This window comes from Rhodococcus wratislaviensis (assembly GCF_041228765.1).
GTDB classification, from domain to species: Bacteria; Actinomycetota; Actinomycetes; order Mycobacteriales; family Mycobacteriaceae; genus Rhodococcus_F; species Rhodococcus_F wratislaviensis.
Window position 1 is genome coordinate 2285502 of sequence record NZ_CP150488.1, and the last position, 18696, is coordinate 2304197.

General features: G+C 68.1%; 12 protein-coding genes. 9 read left to right on the forward strand and 3 right to left on the reverse strand.

Features of this window, described 5'->3' with window-relative positions; genetic code table 11:
• The first annotated feature begins 96 nt into the window (after positions 1 to 96).
• The 6 genes from WKC72_RS10310 (at position 97) to WKC72_RS10335 (ending at position 8476) form a co-directional block, all read left to right on the forward strand.
• On the forward strand, positions 97 to 1341 hold the full coding sequence (locus WKC72_RS10310) for a M20 family metallopeptidase (RefSeq protein WP_112300085.1): 1245 nt from the start codon (positions 97 to 99) through the stop codon (positions 1339 to 1341).
• Complete coding sequence (locus WKC72_RS10315) at positions 1338 to 2666, forward strand: MFS transporter (protein WP_370182476.1); 1329 nt, start codon at positions 1338 to 1340, stop codon at positions 2664 to 2666. Before WKC72_RS10310 ends, WKC72_RS10315 begins: the two co-directional genes overlap by 4 nt.
• Before the next feature lie 93 nt (positions 2667 to 2759).
• Entirely contained in the window at positions 2760 to 3902 is a 1143-nt protein-coding gene (locus tag WKC72_RS10320; protein WP_370184326.1) for a lipase family protein, read from the forward strand.
• Positions 3903 to 4059: 157 nt separating this feature from the next.
• Positions 4060 to 5715 carry a sigma-54-dependent Fis family transcriptional regulator gene (locus WKC72_RS10325; protein ID WP_370182479.1) on the forward strand — a complete coding sequence of 552 codons (1656 nt, stop codon included), beginning with the start codon at positions 4060 to 4062 and terminating at the stop codon, positions 5713 to 5715.
• A gap of 116 nt (positions 5716 to 5831) precedes the next feature.
• Positions 5832 to 7340, forward strand: coding sequence for an aldehyde dehydrogenase family protein (locus tag WKC72_RS10330; protein WP_112300081.1), 1509 nt, complete (start codon positions 5832 to 5834; stop codon positions 7338 to 7340).
• Positions 7341 to 7363: 23 nt separating this feature from the next.
• Positions 7364 to 8476: an NDMA-dependent alcohol dehydrogenase gene (locus tag WKC72_RS10335; RefSeq protein WP_370182481.1), complete on the forward strand. Its 1113-nt coding sequence runs from the start codon at positions 7364 to 7366 to the stop codon at positions 8474 to 8476.
• A gap of 43 nt (positions 8477 to 8519) precedes the next feature.
• Here the strand turns inward: WKC72_RS10335 and WKC72_RS10340 are convergent, their stop codons facing one another.
• Positions 8520 to 9515, reverse strand: coding sequence for an LLM class flavin-dependent oxidoreductase (locus WKC72_RS10340; protein WP_037225949.1), 996 nt, complete (start codon positions 9513 to 9515; stop codon positions 8520 to 8522).
• 108 nt (positions 9516 to 9623) lie between these two features.
• Positions 9624 to 10607 carry an LLM class F420-dependent oxidoreductase gene (locus WKC72_RS10345; protein WP_268789529.1) on the reverse strand — a complete coding sequence of 328 codons (984 nt, stop codon included), beginning with the start codon at positions 10605 to 10607 and terminating at the stop codon, positions 9624 to 9626.
• A 199-nt stretch (positions 10608 to 10806) separates the two neighbouring features.
• Between WKC72_RS10345 and WKC72_RS10350 the strand changes: the two genes are divergently transcribed.
• The 3 genes from WKC72_RS10350 to WKC72_RS10360 all read left to right on the forward strand — a co-directional run bounded on the left by WKC72_RS10350 (position 10807) and on the right by WKC72_RS10360 (position 17919).
• Entirely contained in the window at positions 10807 to 15333 is a 4527-nt protein-coding gene (locus WKC72_RS10350; protein WP_370182482.1) for an amino acid adenylation domain-containing protein, read from the forward strand.
• A gap of 31 nt (positions 15334 to 15364) precedes the next feature.
• Complete coding sequence (locus tag WKC72_RS10355) at positions 15365 to 16141, forward strand: RsiV family protein (RefSeq protein WP_128641349.1); 777 nt, start codon at positions 15365 to 15367, stop codon at positions 16139 to 16141.
• A 155-nt stretch (positions 16142 to 16296) separates the two neighbouring features.
• A complete protein-coding gene (locus tag WKC72_RS10360) occupies positions 16297 to 17919 on the forward strand; it encodes an NAD(P)/FAD-dependent oxidoreductase (protein WP_200887840.1) in 1623 nt (540 codons plus the stop codon).
• Between the two features lie 74 nt (positions 17920 to 17993).
• Here WKC72_RS10360 and WKC72_RS10365 read toward each other — a convergent pair whose 3' ends face one another.
• A complete protein-coding gene (locus WKC72_RS10365; protein WP_370182484.1) occupies positions 17994 to 18500 on the reverse strand; it encodes a hypothetical protein in 507 nt (168 codons plus the stop codon).
• Positions 18501 to 18696: the final 196 nt, after the last annotated feature.

An 18696-nucleotide genomic window follows, 5' to 3' on the forward strand; every position in this document is an offset into this window, starting at 1 on the left:
TTTCGACGTTCTCGGCGGTCCGTCGCCCGGCGGATCACAGCATATGACCACCGACGCATTCGGTCGAAAACGTGACCACCGACATAAGGGAGAGCAATGGATCTCTTGGACGACGCCCGCGCACTACAAGGCGACCTCGTGCAGTTGCGTCGCGTATTGCACCGCGAACCCGAGGTCGGACTGGACCTGCCGCGCACGCAGGAGCGTGTTCTCGAGGCGTTGGACGGCCTGCCGCTCGAGATCTCGACGGGAACCCGCACGACGTCCGTGACCGCGGTGCTCCGCGGCGGCAGGCGTTCGGTCGACGCCGCGCAGACGGTGCTGCTGCGCGCCGACATGGACGGACTCCCGGTCACCGAACAGACCGGACTCGACTTCGCGGCGCAGAACGGCGCCATGCACGGATGCGGGCACGATCTGCACACCGCTGCGCTCGTCGGCGCCGCGCAACTGCTCAGCCGTCACCGCGACCAGTTGGCGGGCGACGTCGTCCTGATGTTCCAGCCCGGCGAGGAGGGCTGGGACGGCGCCAAGGTGATGGTGGACGAGGGTGTGCTCGACGCCGCCGGCCGCCGCGCCGACACCGCCTACGGCATGCACGTCTTCTCCTGCCAGAAGCCGCAGGGACGGTTCTTCTCCAAGGCGGGCACGCTGCTCGCGGCGTCGTACAAACTGACCGTCACGGTGCGCGGGGCGGGCGGACACGGATCGTCCCCGTCGACCGCCCGCGATCCGATCACCGCGATGGCCGAGATGATCACGTCGCTGCAGACCATGATCACCCGGACGTTCGACGTGTTCGATCCCGTCGTCGTGACGGTCGCGAACGTGCAGGCCGGGTCGCGGCACAACATCATTCCCGACGACGCGCGGTTCGAGGCGACGGTCCGGTGCTATTCGCCCGCCACGTACGAGAAGGTGCCTGCGGCGCTGCGCCGGGTGCTCGAAGGGGTGGCGTCCGCGCAACGGGTCGAGGTCGACGTCACCGTGGCCCCCGAGTTCCCGATGACAATCAACGACGTGGACGAGGTCGCGTTCGGCGCCGAAGTGGTCAGCGACCTCATGGGCGAGGACCGGTACGAGACCGTCACCCATCCGATGGCCGGGTCCGAGGACTTCTCCTACGTTCTGCAGGAAGTGCCCGGGGCGTTCATCGGACTGGGTGCGTGCATGCCCGGCGCCGATCCCGCCGCCGCTCCCATGAACCATTCGCCCCGAGCGCAATTCGACGACGCGGTGCTCGCCGACGCCGCCACCATCTACGCCGGACTGGCCGTTCGACGGCTGGACAAGGCGCGGTCCGACAATGCCGCTGTGGCAGCGGGGAGTGACGCACGATGATCGAGATCGCCACCGAGAGCGGGTCCGTGAACGCCGGCCCGCCCACCGTCCGGCAGAGATCCGAGCGCTGGGAGAAGGCCCGCGCGATCGTCGGCGTGGGCACCGGCAACGGGATCGAGTACTTCGACTGGACCGTCTACGCGACGTTCGCCGCGTTCTTCGCCCCGCAGTTCTTCCACACCGGCTCCGCCGTCTCCGACCTGCTCGCGTCGTTCGGCGTCTTCGCCGTCGGATTCGTCGCCAGGCCGTTCGGCGGTCTGCTGTTCGGCTGGCTGTCGGACCGGCGGGGCCGCAAGCTGTCGATGACGCTCGCCGTCGGACTCGCGGCGATCGGCAGCCTGGTCATCGGTCTGACCCCCACCCATCAGACGATCGGCGTCGCGGCGGCGGTGGTGCTTGTCGTGGCACGTCTCGCGCAGGGCGTCGCGCACGGCGGCGAGTTGCCGTCCGCGCAGACCTACATCGTCGAATTCGCGCCGACGGCCCGGCGTGGACTCTGGTCCAGTCTCATCTACATCTCCAACACCACCGGGGTCGTCGTCGGCACGCTTCTCGGCGCGCTGCTCACGACGACGCTGAGTTCGGAGCAGATGGCCGACTGGGGTTGGCGGGTGCCGTTCCTGCTGGGCGGCGTGCTCGGACTGTTCGTGTTGTGGATGCGGTCCCGGATGAGCGAGACCGAAGTCTACGAGGAGTCGGGTGACGAGACCGCGAAGCAGTCGATGTGGCAGCTGTTCCTCGCGCACCGGCGGCAGGTGTTCCAGATCCTGTTCTTCACGGTCGGCGGCACCGTCGTCTACTACGTGTGGGCTGTGTCGGCGCCGGCGTACGCGATCGCCGTCCGGGGCATCGATCCGTCCGGCGCACTGTGGGCGGGGGTCGGCGCCAACCTCGTACTGATTGCGTCGCTGCCGTTCTGGGGTGCGTTGTCGGACCGGATCGGGCGCAAACCGGTGCTGTACATCGGCAACGTCGGTATCGCCGCCCTGCTGTTTCCGCTCAACGCCATGATCGGGCACAGCGCGGTCACGCTGTTCGTCGCGATGGCGATCGCCCTGTTCGTGATGGGCGCGATCCTGTCGGTGATGCCGGCGATGATGGCCGAACTGTTCCCGACCGGGTTGCGTGCCGCCGGTGTCGGAGTGCCGTACTCGATCGGTGTCGCGGCGTTCGGTGGGACGGCCGCGTACGTCCAGACGTTCTTCGCCGACCGCGGTACGCCGGAACTGTTCGAGTGGTACGCACTCGCGCTGGTCGCGGTCTCGATCGCCGCACTGATCACGATCCCCGAGACCCGGGGACGGAATCTCGCGTCCCAGACGTAGCGCACGTGAGTGGCAAAGCGTGCTCCGGTGCGCTTTGCCACTCACGTGCGGGGGACGCTCTATCTTGAAGCGGTGAAGACACACTCGGTACGGATGGCGCGAGCCGCGGCAGGTGTCGCGATCGCATCCCTGACGGTGGGCGGCACCTGCCTCGCCTCCCCGGCCGCGTTCGCCGAGGAGGCCGAACGCGCGCCGGGGAGTGTCGTGGAGGTCGAGCCGCTGCCGTCCGACCTCTGGCTCCCCGGCGCCGCCGACGCGCAGCGAATCACCTACTGGTCGATCGGGTCCGACGGAAATCCCGCACTCAGCAGCGGCGCCGTGTACGTGCCACCGGGGGAGGCGCCCGACGGGGGCTGGCCGGTGGTCGCGTGGGCGCACGGCACGTCCGGTCTCGCGGACGACTGCGCGCCCTCACTCGTCGGGCCCGCGCTCCCCGAGCGCGACTACCCGTACCTCGGACGCTGGCTCGAGCAGGGGTACGCCGTCGTCTCCACCGACTACGTGGGCCTCGGCACGCCCGGCGTGATGCCGTACCTCGATGGAAAGGTCGAGGCGCACAGCGTCGTCGACTCGGTGAAGGCCGCCCGCGCCGTCGACGAGTCCCTGTCGAACAAGTGGGTCGTGGTCGGCCAGTCGCAGGGCGGCGGCGCCGCGATCACCACCGCCCGCTATGCCACCGAGTACGGCGGCGAGACGCTCGACTACCGGGGGGCCGTGGGAACAGGGGTGCCCGCGAACATCGAACTGACACTGCTGCCGCTGGGTCCCGGGGTGCCGCCCACGGCGATCCCCGCCGGCCTCACGTCGTACCTGTTCTACATCCTCGCGGGACTGCGGTCGGCGCACCCCGAGATCGACCTCGACTCGTATCTCACGCCGCTCGGTGCCCACTACGTGAACGCCGCGGAGCAGCTGTGTGTCAACGACCTTCACGATGCCGCGGAAGGTGTGGTGGTCGGCGACCTTTTCAGCAAGCCGCTGAACCAGATCCCGAACTTCCACGGGCTGCTCGTGGACTACATGGGCGTCCCGACGAGTGGCTACGACCGTCCCCTGTTCATCGGGCAGGGGCTCACCGACATCGACGTGCCCGCGCCCTCGGCGTTGTCGCTGGTCGCGGCACTGACCGCCAACGGTGAGCCGGTCACGTTCCAGACCTATCCCACTGACCACAGCGGCACACTCGTCGATTCGCAGGCCGACACCATCCCGTTCGTGCGGGGGCTGTTCGACTGAGTGAACGCGGCACTGTCCAGAATCCGGACAGTTGCTCGCCGCGCCCACAGGCACTATGGCGTGGGTCACACTGTGTGGGTACGTTCGGATGTGAGTCGTGCACCGGTGCACGACCGGATGCGCGCGCGGCAAGGAGTCGAGGTTGGAGTTTGGCGGCATGACCGGGCACGCGGCGATGCGGCCGGAGATCGCGTTGTCCTGGAAGCGTTCGGCGCTCAGCGGCCTGGAACCGAGTTCGACGCCGAGCGGTGACCCCTGCTCCGACCTGGACACGTCCAGTCGGCTGCTGCAGGCGGCCCGGCCCGTCCTCGACGAGATGGAACAGCAGATTCAGGGCACCGGATTCTGCGTCCTGCTCGCCGACCGCGACTGCCGCATCGTCGCCCGGCTCTTCGACGGCCCCAGACTCGAACGCCTGATCGACGGCGCCGGCGCGGTGCTGGGGTCGAGTTTCGGTGAGGACTGCGTCGGGACCACCGCGCTGGGGACTCCGATGGAGGTCCGGCGCGGTGTCGTGATCCACGGCGAGGAGCACTACCTCGAGCGGTTCAAGGACCTCAGCTGCTACGGACACCCGATCGTCCATCCGGTGACGCGCCGCGTCGAGGGCATCCTCGACATGACGGGCGTCGCGTCGCGGGCCAACCCGCTGTTCGCCCCGTTCCTGGCCCGTGCGGCCGGGGACATCGAACGACGGCTGCTCGAGGGGTCCCGGGTGTCTCAGCAGCGGCTCGTGGACGCGTTCCAGCGGGTGTCGCCGCAGAATCAGATGGCGGTCACCGCGATCGGCGAGGACATCCTGCTCAGCAACCGGGTGGCGCTCGACCTGCTCCAGGTGTCCGATCATGCGACGCTGCGGGGGCTTGCCGCGGACCTGCGTCCGGAGCAGTCGAAGACGGTGCGGATCCAATTGTCTTCGGGCGAACCGGCGTTGGTCCGGGCCGACCGTGTGGCAGGCACGGACGGTGGGGCCGTGTTCGTCGTCCGACCGGACCGCCGGACCAGCACCCCCATTCGACGGGGCAAGTCGCCGTCGAGTTCCGTCGTCGAACGCAGCAGGTCGGAGTTGTCGCGGTTACGCGAGACGCGGGAGCCGGTGGTGATCAGCGGTGAACCGGGAGCAGGCAGGACGACGGCGGTCCGTGATCTGGCCGGCGACCAGTCGCTCGTATGTATGGACGCGGCCGCCATCGCCCTCGACGGAACCGAGGCCTGGATCGACCGACTTCTCACGCTGGCGGCGGGACCCTCCGCGGTCCTGGCGATCGAGGAAGTGCAACTGCTGCCCGAGTCGATGCTGCCGCTGGTCGTGAAGATGCTGGCGGCCGACGCGGGGCCACGAATCGTGATGACGAGTTCGCCCCTCGGTGACCTGCCGCCGGGCGTTGCGGGTCTGGTCGGCCGCTGCCCCGGACAGGTGGTGCTTCCGCCGCTGCGGCAACGCAGCCGCGAATTCGCGGACATCGCGCAGGGGATCCTCGATTCCGTCGATCCCGGCCTCCGGCTCACCGCGAGCGCACTCGACGCTCTGATCGCCCGCGACTGGCCGGGCAACATCGCGGAACTGTCCGTCGTGCTGCAGGCGGCCGCGGGCAGGCGCACCAGCGCGAACATCGCCGTCGCGGATCTACCCGACCAGTATCGGACGCCGACGCGGGTGTCCAGGCTGGCGGGCCGCGAGCGCGCCGAACGCCAGGCCATCGTCGACGCATTGCAGGAATGCGGCGGCAACAAGGTGCACGCCGCGGCCGCGCTCGGCATCAGCCGCAGCACGCTGTACGTCCGGATCCGAGCCCTCGATATCACCGTCTAGCTGCAGTTTCATCCACCGATCCGCGACCGTCCGGAGGTGTCCGAAGTCAGGACAGTTAGTGATATGGCAACCAGTGCACTATGAGCCACGTCACATTCGCAACTTCGGAGGTTTTGATGACAGCGACGATCGAACCCAGCCAAGCGGAACTCTTGCCGTCGGTACGGAACTTTCTGTCCGGCACCAAGCGATTCCTCGTCGGAGGGCAGTGGGTGGAATCGGCGAGCGGCGCGACGTTCGAGACGATCGACCCCGCCAACGGGCAGGTGCTGACCACCGTCGCACGCGGTGGCGCCGAAGACGTCGACCGCGCGGTCCGGGCCGCACGCACCGCCTTCGACGAGGGCCCGTGGTCGACCATGAAGCCCAACGAGCGGGAACGGCTGATCTGGCGGGTCGGCGACATCCTCTCCGAGCGCGCCGAGGAATTCGGCCAACTGGAGGCGCTGGACAACGGCAAGTCGGCGGGCATCGCCTCGGCTGTCGACGTCGCGTGGTCGGCCGACATCTTCCGCTACTTCGCGGGCTGGGCCACCAAGATCGAGGGCAGCACGGTCAACGTGAGCATGCCGTTCGTTCCCGGCGGCCAGTTCCACGCGTACACGCTGCGTGAACCCGTCGGCGTCTGCGGACTGATCGTTCCCTGGAACTTCCCGCTGCTCATGGCCGCGTTCAAGCTGGCCCCCGCGCTCGCCGCAGGCAACACGGTGATCCTCAAGCCCGCGGAGCAGACCCCGCTGACCGCACTTCTGCTCGGCGAGGTGTTCGAGGAGGCCGGCTTCCCGCCCGGCGTCGTCAACATCGTTACCGGTTACGGAGACGCCGGGGCCGCACTGTCGGCTCACGACCACGTCGACAAGATCGCGTTCACCGGTTCCACCGAGGTCGGGAAGAAGATCGTCGACGCCGCCAGGGGCAACCTGAAGAAGGTGTCGCTCGAACTCGGCGGCAAGAGCGCCAACGTCGTGTTCGCGGACGCGGACTTCGACGCCGCCGTCACCGGATCGCTCAACGCCTGGCTGTTCAACCACGGCCAGTGCTGCGTCGCGGGCACCCGGATGTTCGTCGAGGACAGCATCTTCGACGACTTCACGGCGGCGGTCGCCGAGGCTGCAAGCCAGGTCAAGATCGGTCCCGGACTCGACCCCACCACCCAGCTCGGACCGCTGGTGTCGCAGGAGCAGTTCGACAAGGTCACCGGCTACCTGGCCGCCGGACTCGCCGACGGCGCCCGCGCCCTGACCGGCGGAAAGCGCTGGGGCGACACCGGTTTCTACGTCGAGCCGACGGTGTTCGTGGACGTGAAGCCCGAATTCAGCATCGTCGAGGAGGAGATCTTCGGCCCCGTCGTCGCAGCGCTCCCGTTCAACGCGGAGGAGGGAGTCGCGAAGGCGGCGAACAGCAGCATCTACGGCCTCGCCGCCGGAATCTGGACCAAGGACCTGTCCAAGGCGCACCTCACGGCCCGTCAGCTCAAGGCCGGTTCGGTGTGGATCAACCAGTACAACGGATTCGACACCGCCATGCCGTTCGGCGGATACAAGCAGTCCGGTTGGGGACGTGAGCTCGGGGCGACCGCCATCGATCTCTACACCCAGACCAAAGCCGTCAACATCGCACTCTGACCGTCACTCAACGAGGAGAAGACATGAAGACCAAAGCAGCGGTTCTGTTCGAAACGCACAAGCCGTTCGAGATCATCGAACTCGAACTGGACGGTCCGGGTCCCGGGGAAGTGCTCATCAAGTATGTCGCGGCAGGGCTGTGCCACTCCGACCTGCACCTCACCGACGGCGATCTGCCGCCACGTTTCCCCATCGTCGGCGGGCACGAGGGCTCCGGCATCATCGAGGAAGTCGGCCCCGGTGTCACCAAGGTGAAGCCCGGCGACCACGTGGTCTGCAGCTTCATCCCGAACTGCGGCACGTGTCGGTACTGCGCCACCGGCCGCCAGAACCTGTGTGACATGGGCGCCACCATCCTCGAGGGTTCGATGCCCGACGGGTCGTTCCGGTTCCACTCGGGCAAGCAGGATTTCGGTGCCATGTGCATGCTCGGCACGTTCGCGGAGCGCGCCACCATCTCGCAGCACTCGGTGGTGAAGGTGGACGACTGGCTCCCACTCGAGATCGCCGTCCTCGTCGGCTGCGGTGTGCCGTCCGGTTGGGGCACCGCGGTGTACGCCGGCGGGGTGCGCGCCGGTGACACCGTCGTCATCTACGGCATCGGCGGACTCGGCATCAACGCCGTGCAGGGCGCGGTCAGCGCCGGCGCCAAGTACGTCGTGGTGGTGGACCCGGTGGCCATGAAGCGGGAGGCCGCGCTGAAGTTCGGCGCCACCCACGCGTTCGCGGACGCGGCGACCGCGGCGGAGAAGGTCAACGAACTGACCTGGGGGCAGGGCGCCGATCAGGCCCTCATCCTGGTGGGCACCGTCGACGAAGAGGTGGTGCAGAACGCGACCGCCGTCATCGGCAAGGGCGGCACCGTCGTCATCACCGGCCTCGCCGACCCCGCGAAGCTCACCGTGCACATCTCGGGAACCGACCTGACCCTGAACCAGAAGACGATCAAGGGTTCGCTGTTCGGCTCGGCCAACCCGCAGTACGACATCGTCCGCCTGCTCCGCCTGTACGACGCGGGTCAGCTCAAGCTCGACGAGCTGATCACCACCAAGTACACCCTCGAGCAGGTGAACGAGGGTTACCAGGATCTGCGGGACGGAAAGAACCTGCGTGGCGTGATCGTCCACCAGCAGTAGGCGGCTTCGCCGCCCGTGCGCGGTTGACGAGTCCAGAGACTCGCTAACCGCGCACGGGCGCTCCGCGCCACACGTCGGCGAGCAGGTCGTACGTCTTCAGCCAGGACTCGGTGTTCTCGGCGTGGGAGGCGACGATCAGCTCGTCGGCCTGCGCGTGCTCGGCGAACTCGTCGAGGTACGTCTTGACCTCGGTAGGGGTGCCGACGGCGGAGTAGCGCACCATCTGCGCGACCTGCTGACCCGCCGGGGACGTCATGATGAGGTCGACCTCCTCGGGGGTGAACTTCTGCCCGCGGCCGACCATCTGCACCACCCGCCGCCGCAGGGACGCTTCGAACTGCCGGTGCGCGTCCTCGGTGGTGTCCGCGGCGATGGCGTTGACGCCGGCGATCACGTAGGGCTCGGACAGATCCTCGGACGGCTCGAACCGCTCCCGGTACAGCGTGACAGCGTCGACGAGCGAATCGGGGGAGAAGTGGGACGCGTTGGCGTAGGGGAGGCCGAGCTTCGCGGCGAGCTGCGCGCCGAACAGCGACGACCCGAGGATGTAGAGGGGAACGTTGGTGCCCTTGCCGGGGATGGCGTCGACGCCGGGAACCCGTGACACACCCCTGAGGTATGCCTGGAGTTCCAGCACGTCCTGCGGGAACCGGTCCGCGGACGCCGGGTCGCGGCGCAGCGCGTACATCGTCTTCTGGTCGCTGCCGGGGGCGCGTCCGAGTCCGAGGTCGATGCGGCCGGGGTGCAGTGTCGCGAGGGTGCCGAACTGCTCGGCGATCGTGAGCGGGGCGTGGTTGGGCAGCATGATGCCGCCGGCGCCGAGCCGGATGCTCTCGGTGTGTGCGGCGACGTGCGCGATGAGAACGCTCGTCGCGGACGAACCGATCGACGGCATGTTGTGGTGCTCCGCGTACCAGATGCGGCGGTACCCGCGGGTCTCCGCGAGTTGTGCGAGCTTCACGCTCGCATCGAAACTGTCCCGCGCCGTGTCGCCCTCGCGGATGTAGGCCAGATCCAGAATCGACAGAACAGCGCTCACGGGTTTCGTACCTTTCGTCACCAAGAACCGGCGCGAGAGGTTAGCCTCGCGCACTACCTCTGGGTGCAACCGCAGAGGTAGTGCGCGTATTCCGGGCTGCCGGAACGGTCAGGCGTCGACGAGTGGACGTAACGTGCGCCCGGTGAGTTCGACGATGCCGGGTTCGTGTCCGTTGGCGACGAGATTGAGGACGATGCCGTCGATTCCCGCGTCGAGGACACGGGTCTTCAGCTGCTCGGCCACCTCGTCGGGGGCACCGCAGAACTGCCGGTCGGTGGCGGCGGCGCGTTCCTCGTCCGACGCCGTCGACAGGTCGACGCCCTGCGTGAGCAGGAAGTCGTGCTGAAGCTGCCGGGCGCGGTCGCCGTCCTCGTCGATGATGACGAAGGCCAGGTAGCTGGTCTCCAGCGTGGACCGGTCGCGACCGATCTCCGAGCACCGGGCGTCGAGAGCCTCGAGCTTGCGCGGCAGTTCGCGGGCGTTGCAGATGATGTTCAGATGGTCCGCGAACCGGGCGGCGAGACCGAACGTCTTCTTCTCACCCCCACCCCCGAGCATGATCGGCAGGTCGTCGCGGATCCGCGGCTCGTTGATCGCGTTCTCGACGTGATACCACTTGCCGTCGAACGTCGGACGTTCGCCGTGCAGCATCGGCGCGATGATCTGCAGTGCCTCGTCGAGTCGTTCGAATCGGTCGGTGAACGTGCCGAACTCGTAGCCGTATTGCTGGTGCTCGAGTTCGAACCAGCCGGCGCCGATCCCGAGGACGGCCCGTCCGCCGCTGGCGACGTCCAGGGTGGTCACCGCCTTGGCGAGCATGGGCGGGTTGCGGTAGGTGTTGCCGGTGACCAGTGCGGACAGCTGGATGTTCTCGGTGGCCGTGGCGAGGGCGCCGAGGGCGGTGTACGCCTCGAGCATCGGTTCGTCGGGCGCACCGATGCCCGGCAGCTGATAGAAGTGATCCATCACGAATGCGGTGTCGAAGCCCGCGGATTCGGCCTCACGGGCCTGCGCGACGACGGTCGGGAACAGGTCCGCGACGGGGGTGGAGTAACTGAAATTCGGCATCTGATATCCAAGGCGAATAGTCACCCGTTCGACGCTACTCGGATGGACGCCTCGGCACCTCCCCGAATTCGAGGGTAGGCAGGTGCGCACCCTGGGGTGCCTGGTGAAGGCGGTGCGGGGCGAGGAGGCTGATGGTTGGTGCCATAGCAGTCGCCGATCCGACATCCGCGACGACTCTGCGCAGTGGGGTGATGGAGTGCAGAGCGCAGCCCGAGGGGGAAAGATGATTTTCGATTTCGATTCGCAGCAATCCGGCGGCACGGCGTGCGCCTGCCCGGAAAGGCCCGCGCCTGTCCGGCCCGGCGTCGCCATCGTGGAACGCCCGCTCGGGCACCCGACGCGATCGACCGTGGGCGCCTTCCCGCTGACCGCGGCGCAGCGATCCATCTGGTTCGCGCAACAGCTCACGCCGGAGACCCCGTACGTCATCGCCCACTACGTCGATCTGCGCGGTCCGGTCGAGCCTGCCGTTCTGCGTGACGCCACCCGTCGCGCGAATCTCGAATTCGGCTGGGGATCGGTGCGCCTGGTGGACATCGACGGACAGCCGCATCAGGTCGTGGACCCGGCCGTCGGCGATCGGGTACCCATCACCGACCTTCGCAGGGAGGACGATCCCGTCGACGCTGCCCACCGATGGATGCGGAACGACCGGAGCGCACGCACCGACATGTACGACGGACCGCTCCTCGTCTCGCACATTCTGCAGCTGGGCGACGATCACTACTACTGGTACTCCCGCGCTCACCACATCGTGTCGGACGGGTACGCGGCGATGATGCTGATGAGCCGCACGGCCGAACTGTATGTCGCTGCCCTCGAGGGCAGCGAACCGCCGGACAGCCGGATCGTGGGACCGGAAGCTCTCGTGCGGGAAGACGCGACCTACCGTGCCTCCACCCGGTTCGCCCGGGACCGCGCCTACTGGCGCGACACCGGCGGCGACCTGGCTTCGGTCCTCAGCCTCAGCGGTCGCACGGCGCGGCCGGACACCGACGCCCGGACGGCGACCGGGCACACGAGCCCGAACGGGAACTCACGGAATTCGACGGCCGTGACGGTCGCCGCCTTCGCCGCCTACCTCGCCAGGATGACCGGTGTCGACGACGTGGTGCTGTCGCTTCCGGTGTCGGCGAGAACGACGGCCCGCCTCAGGTATTCGGGCGGTTCGGTCTCCAATGTGATTCCGTTGCGGCTGAAGGGAATCGGCTCTGCCACCGTCCGTCATGCGGTCGGAACCGCCGAGGCGGCGTTGACGGCGGTACTGCGCCGTCAACGTTACCGCCGCGAGGACATCGGCCGGGACCTCGCCACGGGCGGTGTCGAACTCCTGCATTTCGGTCCGGTGGTCAACGTCATGATGTTCACGAAGGAGATCACGCTGGGCGCCGTGCACGGGACGGTGCGGGTACTCACCACCGGTCCCGTCGCCGACCTCGCCGTCAACATCTACCCCGGGGCCGAGGGCAGTGCCGCCCGCATCGACTTCGAGGGAAATCCGGCACTGTACGACCACGCCGAACTGGCCGGACATCACGCGCGTTTCCTCGCCTACCTCGACAGGTTCACCGCAGCGATCGAGTCGGATGGACCGGTCGCCGACCTCGACGTCTTCCTCTCCGGCGAACGCGAAGAATTCGCTCCCGCGCAGGGGCTTCCGGATGCCGAGCCCCGCACCCTCGACCGCCTCCTCGCGGGGACCGTCGCAGAGCACCCGGAGGCGATCGCGATCCGCGACCGCGGACGTGAACTGTCGTACGGCGACCTGGACCGGCTCGCAGGCCGGCTCGCCCGGCTCCTGACCGGCCGGGGCATCGGACCCGAGAGCATCGTCGCCGTCTCCATCCCGCGGTCGATCGAGTCGGTGCTGGCGTTGTGGGCCGTCGCCAAGGCCGGCGCGACCTACGCTCCGATCGACCCCTCGCACCCGAGCGCTCGCATCGCGTACACCCTGGACGATTGCGGCGCGACAGTCGGGCTTACGGTCCACTCGGAGCGCGCCCGACTGCCCGGCACCGTCGCATGGCTGACCACGGATATCGACGACCTCGAAAACCTCTGTGAAGAAACCCTCCCGGATGCGGAACGGACCCGCCCGCTGCTCGTAGACCATCCCGCGTATCTGATCTACACGTCCGGGTCGACGGGAGCGCCGAAGGGTGTCGTCGTCACCCATCGCGGCCTCGCCAACCTCGCCCAGGAGATTCGGGACAAGTACGCGGTGTCCGCGCGTTCTCGCGTCCTGCATTTCGCCTCACCGAGCTTCGACACCGCGCTCGTCGAAGTACTCTCGGCCTGTGTCGGCGGCGCGACGCTCGTCGTCACCCCGCCCGGGGTGTTCGGTGGTGAGGAACTGTCCCGACTGTTGCGCGACGAACACGTCACTCACCTCCTGATGACGCCGTCCGCCCTGGCCGCCCTCGACTCCTGCGCACTGGACGACCTGGAGTTGGTACTGGTCGGTGGGGAGGTGTGTCCGCAGGAGCTGGCGCGGCGGTGGGCCGGTGGCCGGACCATGCGGAACGCGTACGGTCCGACGGAGACGACGTGCAGCGTCACTCTCACGGATCCGGTGTCACCGGACGAGCGGATGACGATCGGCTCGCTCATGCGCGGCGTGGACGCGGTGGTTCTGGATCACCGGCTGCGTCCGCTTCCTCCGGGTGCTGTCGGTGAGCTCTACCTCGCCACCCCGGCACTCGCCCGGGGCTACCATCTGCGGCACGGGCTGACCGCTTCCCGGTTCGTCGCCGACCCGTTCGGCCGCAGCGGATCCCGGATGTTCCGCACCGGGGACGTGGTGCGGTGGACGGCGGCAGGGACGCTCGAGTTCCTGGACAGGGCGGACGACCAGGTCAAGATCCGAGGATTCCGTGTCGAGCTGGGCGAGATCGACGCCACGCTGAACACGCACCCGGGTGTCGGCTTCGCCGCGACGGTGGTGCAACGGAATTCGGCCGGCGACCCGACGCTCGTGTCCTACATCATGGTCGAGGGTGACGCGTCGATCGATCGTGAGGCAGTGAAGGCGCACCTGGCACGGTTCCTGCCGGACTACATGGTCCCGAAATCGATCATGCTCGTGAACTCGATCCCGTTGACACCGACGGGAAAGCTGGACCGGGCGGCGCTCCCGCTGCCGGAGTTCGGCTCGGATTCGGTGCCTCACCGCGACCCCGAGACCCCGGCCGAGCGCCGCGTCGCGCGCGTGTTCGCGCAGGTACTCGGCGTGGATTCGGTCGGTGCCGACGATTCCTTCTTCGACCTCAGCGGCGATTCGCTGTCGGCTATCCGCGTGGTCGCGACGATCAACGCCGAGCTGGGCACCGCACTGGGTGTGCGCGAGCTCTTCGATGCACCGACGGTCGCGGCGCTCGCGCGGACGGTCGCGGAGGCGGCCGCACAGCCGCAGAACGCGGGGCGGTCCCGCGGACCCAAGTTGGGCGCCGCACCACTGCCGGACCGGGTGCCGCTGTCGCCGTCGCAGTACTTCATCGACCGCACCGTCGTGGAACCCGCGCTCCACAACATCCCGTTCACGGTGCGAGTGCGCGGCGCCTTCGACGTCGACGCTCTCCGCTCGGCGATGGCGGACGTCCTGCGCAGGCACCGCTCGCTGCGAACGGTGTTCCCCGACTCGCCGTCGGGGCCGTACCAGCGTGTGCTCGACGTGGCCGATGCGTTGCCCGACCTGACTCCGGTGGAGACCGGTGACGCGGACGTGGCGGCGCAGACGTCGGAACTGCTGTCCGCGGGATTCGACGTCCGGCGGGACCCTCCGCTGCGCGCCCGGCTGTTCCGGCTCGGTGACGGCGATCATCTTCTGGCCTGCGTCATCCACCACATCGCCGCCGACGGCTGGTCGCTCGCACCCTTGGCACGAGATCTCGCCGACTCCTACCGCGCCCGGGCTAACGGCAGTGAGCCCGTGTGGGAGCCGCCGATCGTGCACTACGCCGACTACACGGTGTGGCGTCGGGCATTGCTCGGCGACGAGAACGACCCGGACAGTGTCGCGTCCCAGCAGATCACCCACTGGACGAAGGAACTGTCGGGGCTTCGGGGGGAGCTCGCGTTGCCCACCGACCGCCCCCGGCCGCACCGGTGGACCTATCGAGCGGGCAGACTTCCGTTCTCCCTCGACGAGCATGCGCACCGTGGCCTGCTGGCCACCGCGCACGAGCACCACGCCAGCCTGTTCACGGCGCTCAGGTCGGCCGTGGCGGTACTGCTCGCCCGCGTCAGCGGCGATCCCGACATCGCGATCGGAACTCCGATCGCGGGTAGGGGAGACCCGGCGCTCGACGACGTGGTGGGAATGTTCGTCAACACGCTGGTTCTGCGAACCCGGGTGGACCCGACGATGACGCTGTGCGACATCGTCGATCGATCGCGCGGTGTGGAGCTTCGGGCTCTGGCGAACGCCGACGTGCAGTTCGAGCGACTCGTCCAGGTGCTCGACCCGCCGAGGTCACCGTCCCTGCATCCGCTGTTCCAGGTTGCGCTGTCGCTGAACAACTTCGCTCCCGCAGCGCTGAACGTGTCCGGGCTCGACTTCGAGGTCACACCCCGTCCGCTCGACATCGCCAAGTGCGATCTGCACTTCCACTTCACCGAACGTCACGACGTCGACGGGCGGCCCGACGGAATCGATGCCGAACTGGTGTATTCCGCCGATCTCTACGACGCATCCACCGCACAGGGTTTCGTCGACACGCTGCACACCATCGTCGACCCGATCGGTAGGTGACCCCGGGGAATCGACGTGGTAGAGATAGCTCATGAGCGCCATCCGGAGAGCTGGTCGGGCAGCGGCGCTCGTCGCGGCCGTTCTCGCCCTGGCCGCCTGCTCGGACCAGGCCGGCACCGCTGTGAGCGAGCCGTCGACAACAACGACCGTCTCCGCCGCGGACACGGCCGGAACCGAGGCGACCACGCCCGCGAGCCTGCCGTACTCGGAGACTGAACTGCAGGTCACGGGTTCCACCGGCCGCGTCGGCTACGACGTCCTCATCCCGCAGATCGAGGGCGGGGATCCGGCGGTCACCGCCGAGTTCAACGAATCGATGCGGGCAGCACTCCAGGACCAGATCGACGGCTCGGGCACCGACGCCTTCACTCTGAGCAGCCAGGAGCACAGCGTGGCGCACATCGGCGAGCACGTGATCAGCGGTCTGCTGGTGACGTCGTGGAACGCCGATCCACCCGGTGCGCATCCCACACCGATCGTCGCGACGGTGGTGGTGAACGCCGATACGGCCGCGCCGATCACGCTCGCCGATCTCTTCCCCGACGTGCCGGCGGGACTGCAGGCGCTGTCGGACGAATCCGCGCGACTGCTCCCCGCGACGGTCGCGGGACCGGACTTCGAGCGCAGCGGCATCGAGCCGACCGAGGCGAACTTCGCCAACTGGCTTGCCACCCCGGCAGGCATGGAAATCCATTTCAACGACTACCAGGTGGGTCCGCACGCGATCGGGCTCGTCACCGTCACCGTGCCGTGGGAGGCCCTGGCCGACGTGATCGACCCCGCTCTCGCTCCCGTCGTGTCGAGCTAGGCGCTGCCCGACCGCTCACCGGGAACGAACCTGTGGCCGCCCCGGTGCCGCGACCTACCGTCCCAGACAGGCCTTTGCTGCCGAATGTGTCTGTCGAATGGGAGAGGAGCGCGCCCGTGAGTGCACGCACCGAAGTTGATGCTCGTGCGAATCGGATCGGCGACGTGGACGCGATCGTCGTCGGCGCCGGATTCGCGGGTCTGTACGCCGTCCACAAGCTGCGGAGCCTGGGTCTGACCGTCCAAGGTGTGGAGGCGGCGGGAGGCGTCGGCGGAACGTGGTTCTGGAACCGCTATCCCGGCGCCCGGTGCGACGTGGAGAGCGTCGACTACTCGTACTCGTTCTCGCGGGAACTCGAGCAGGAATGGGATTGGAGCGAGAAGTACGCCACCCAGCCCGAGATCCTGGCGTACATCAATCACGTCGCGGACCGGTTCGACCTGCGCGACCGCTTCCTGTTCGGTACCCGGGTGACCTCCGCGGAACTGGACGAGGAATCGCTGCGGTGGGAGGTGCGCACCGACCGCGGCGACGTCCTGTCCGCCCGGTACTGCATCTTCGCGACGGGCGCGCTGTCCACCGCGAACATGCCGAGCATCCCGGGTCGCGAATCGTTCACCGGCGATACGCATCACACCGGTCAGTGGCCGCACGAGGGTGTCGACTTCACCGGCAGACGGGTCGGGATCATCGGCACCGGTTCCTCGGGAATTCAGTCGATTCCCCTCATCGCGGAGCAGGCCGAACATCTGTACGTGTTCCAGCGCAGCGCCAACTACAGCGTCCCGGCGGGTAACCAGACGTGGGACGACGAGATGCGGCGCGCGATCAAGGCGGGATACGACGAGCGCCGACGGTTGTCCCGGGAGAGCGGTGGCGGTTCCCCGTACAACGCGCACCCGAAGTCCGCGCTGGAGGTCTCCGACGGGGAACGCCGGGAGGCCTACGAGACGCGGTGGAAGCTCGGCGGGGTGCTGTTCGCGAAAACCTTTCCGGACCAGACGAAGACCGAGGCCGCGAACGCGACGGCACGCGAGTTCGCGGAGGAGAAGATCCGACTGCTGGTCGACGACCCCGCGGTCGCGGACAAGCTGATCCCGAACGATCACCCGATCGGGACCAAGCGGATCGTCACCGACACCCACTATTTCGAAACGTACAACCGGCCGAACGTCACCCTGGTGGATCTGAAGGCGGCGCCGATCGAATCGATCACCGCGTCGGGCATCACCACCGCCGACGCCGACTACGCCCTCGACACGTTGGTGTTCGCCACCGGATTCGACGCCATGACCGGTGCCCTCGACCGCATGCGGATCGTCGGGCGCGGCGGTGTGTCGCTTTCGGAGTACTGGAGTGAGGGACCGAAAACCTATCTCGGTCTGGGTGTTCCGGGGTTCCCGAACCTGTTCGTCGTGACAGGGCCGGGAAGCCCGTCGGTGCTGGCGAACATGGTGCTCGGCGCCGAACAGCACGTCGACTGGATCGCGGACTGCATCGAGCACCTGTGGGAGAAGGACCACGACGCGATCGAGGCGTCCGTCCCCGCCACCGAGCAGTGGGTGGAGCACTGCCGCGAGCTGGCCGCGCAGACCCTGTTCCCGTTGGCGAACTCCTGGTACATGGGCGCGAACATCCCGGGCAAGCCCCGCGTGTTCATGCCGTACCTGGGGGGCTTCGGCGCGTACGGGCGGATCTGCGCGGACGTCGCGGAGGAGGGGTTCCGCGGTTTCGAGTTCAGCCGGTCCCGGACGAGGCTGGCCGACCCGGTGGGATAGTTTCCCAGACATTGGTCAGCCGCGCAGGCAATTGCCTGCGCGGCTGACCATTTCGTGGGAGAACGGAGTCGAGCTCAGTCGGGCAGCGCGTACGTGGCCCACGCCTGAGCGAGCACCTCACCATCGAGTGTGCACGTGACGGTGACGTCCGCCATTCGTGCGCCGTCCTGGACGTACGTCTGTTGCAGCGACGAGGAGAAGTCCGCACCGGACGGCACGGCCCGCCGGATGCGGGTGCGGAACCTGCGGAGGGCACCGGGGAACTGCTCGGCGCAGTAGCGCTCCATCAGGTCCACCGCCTGATCGTCGGGCGTGACGGTCCCGGTGAAGCTGTTCGTCCAGAACTCGAAGACCAGCTGTTCGTCGCGGTTGCGGAAGCGGACGAGCAGGTCGTGGTCGCCGACCCTCCGGACGTGTGCGGAGAGGACGTCGTCCGACGTCCGGTGCGGCCGTAGCAGGAAGAAGTCCTGCTCGACGGCCGTTCCCGGTTCGGGTGCGACGACCACCCCGCTCGGGACGGCGTCGGCGCAGAGCCGGCGAATCTCCGCTGTGTACGACTGCGAAGAGATGAGTGCGGCCATCGTTCCTCCCAATTCACGGGTGTGTGATCCGCACGGTAGTCGCCGAGGCCGGTAAACGGGGGGTGTGGTCCCTGTGATCGGGACGCCGACGTACCGCCGTGGCGGGTGGATGCGAAAGCCTCTCGCTGAGTGGGAGAGTCGGGTACCGCAGCGGACCGCGTGCGCCGACTATGAGCTACACCACACCCCGAGGGTG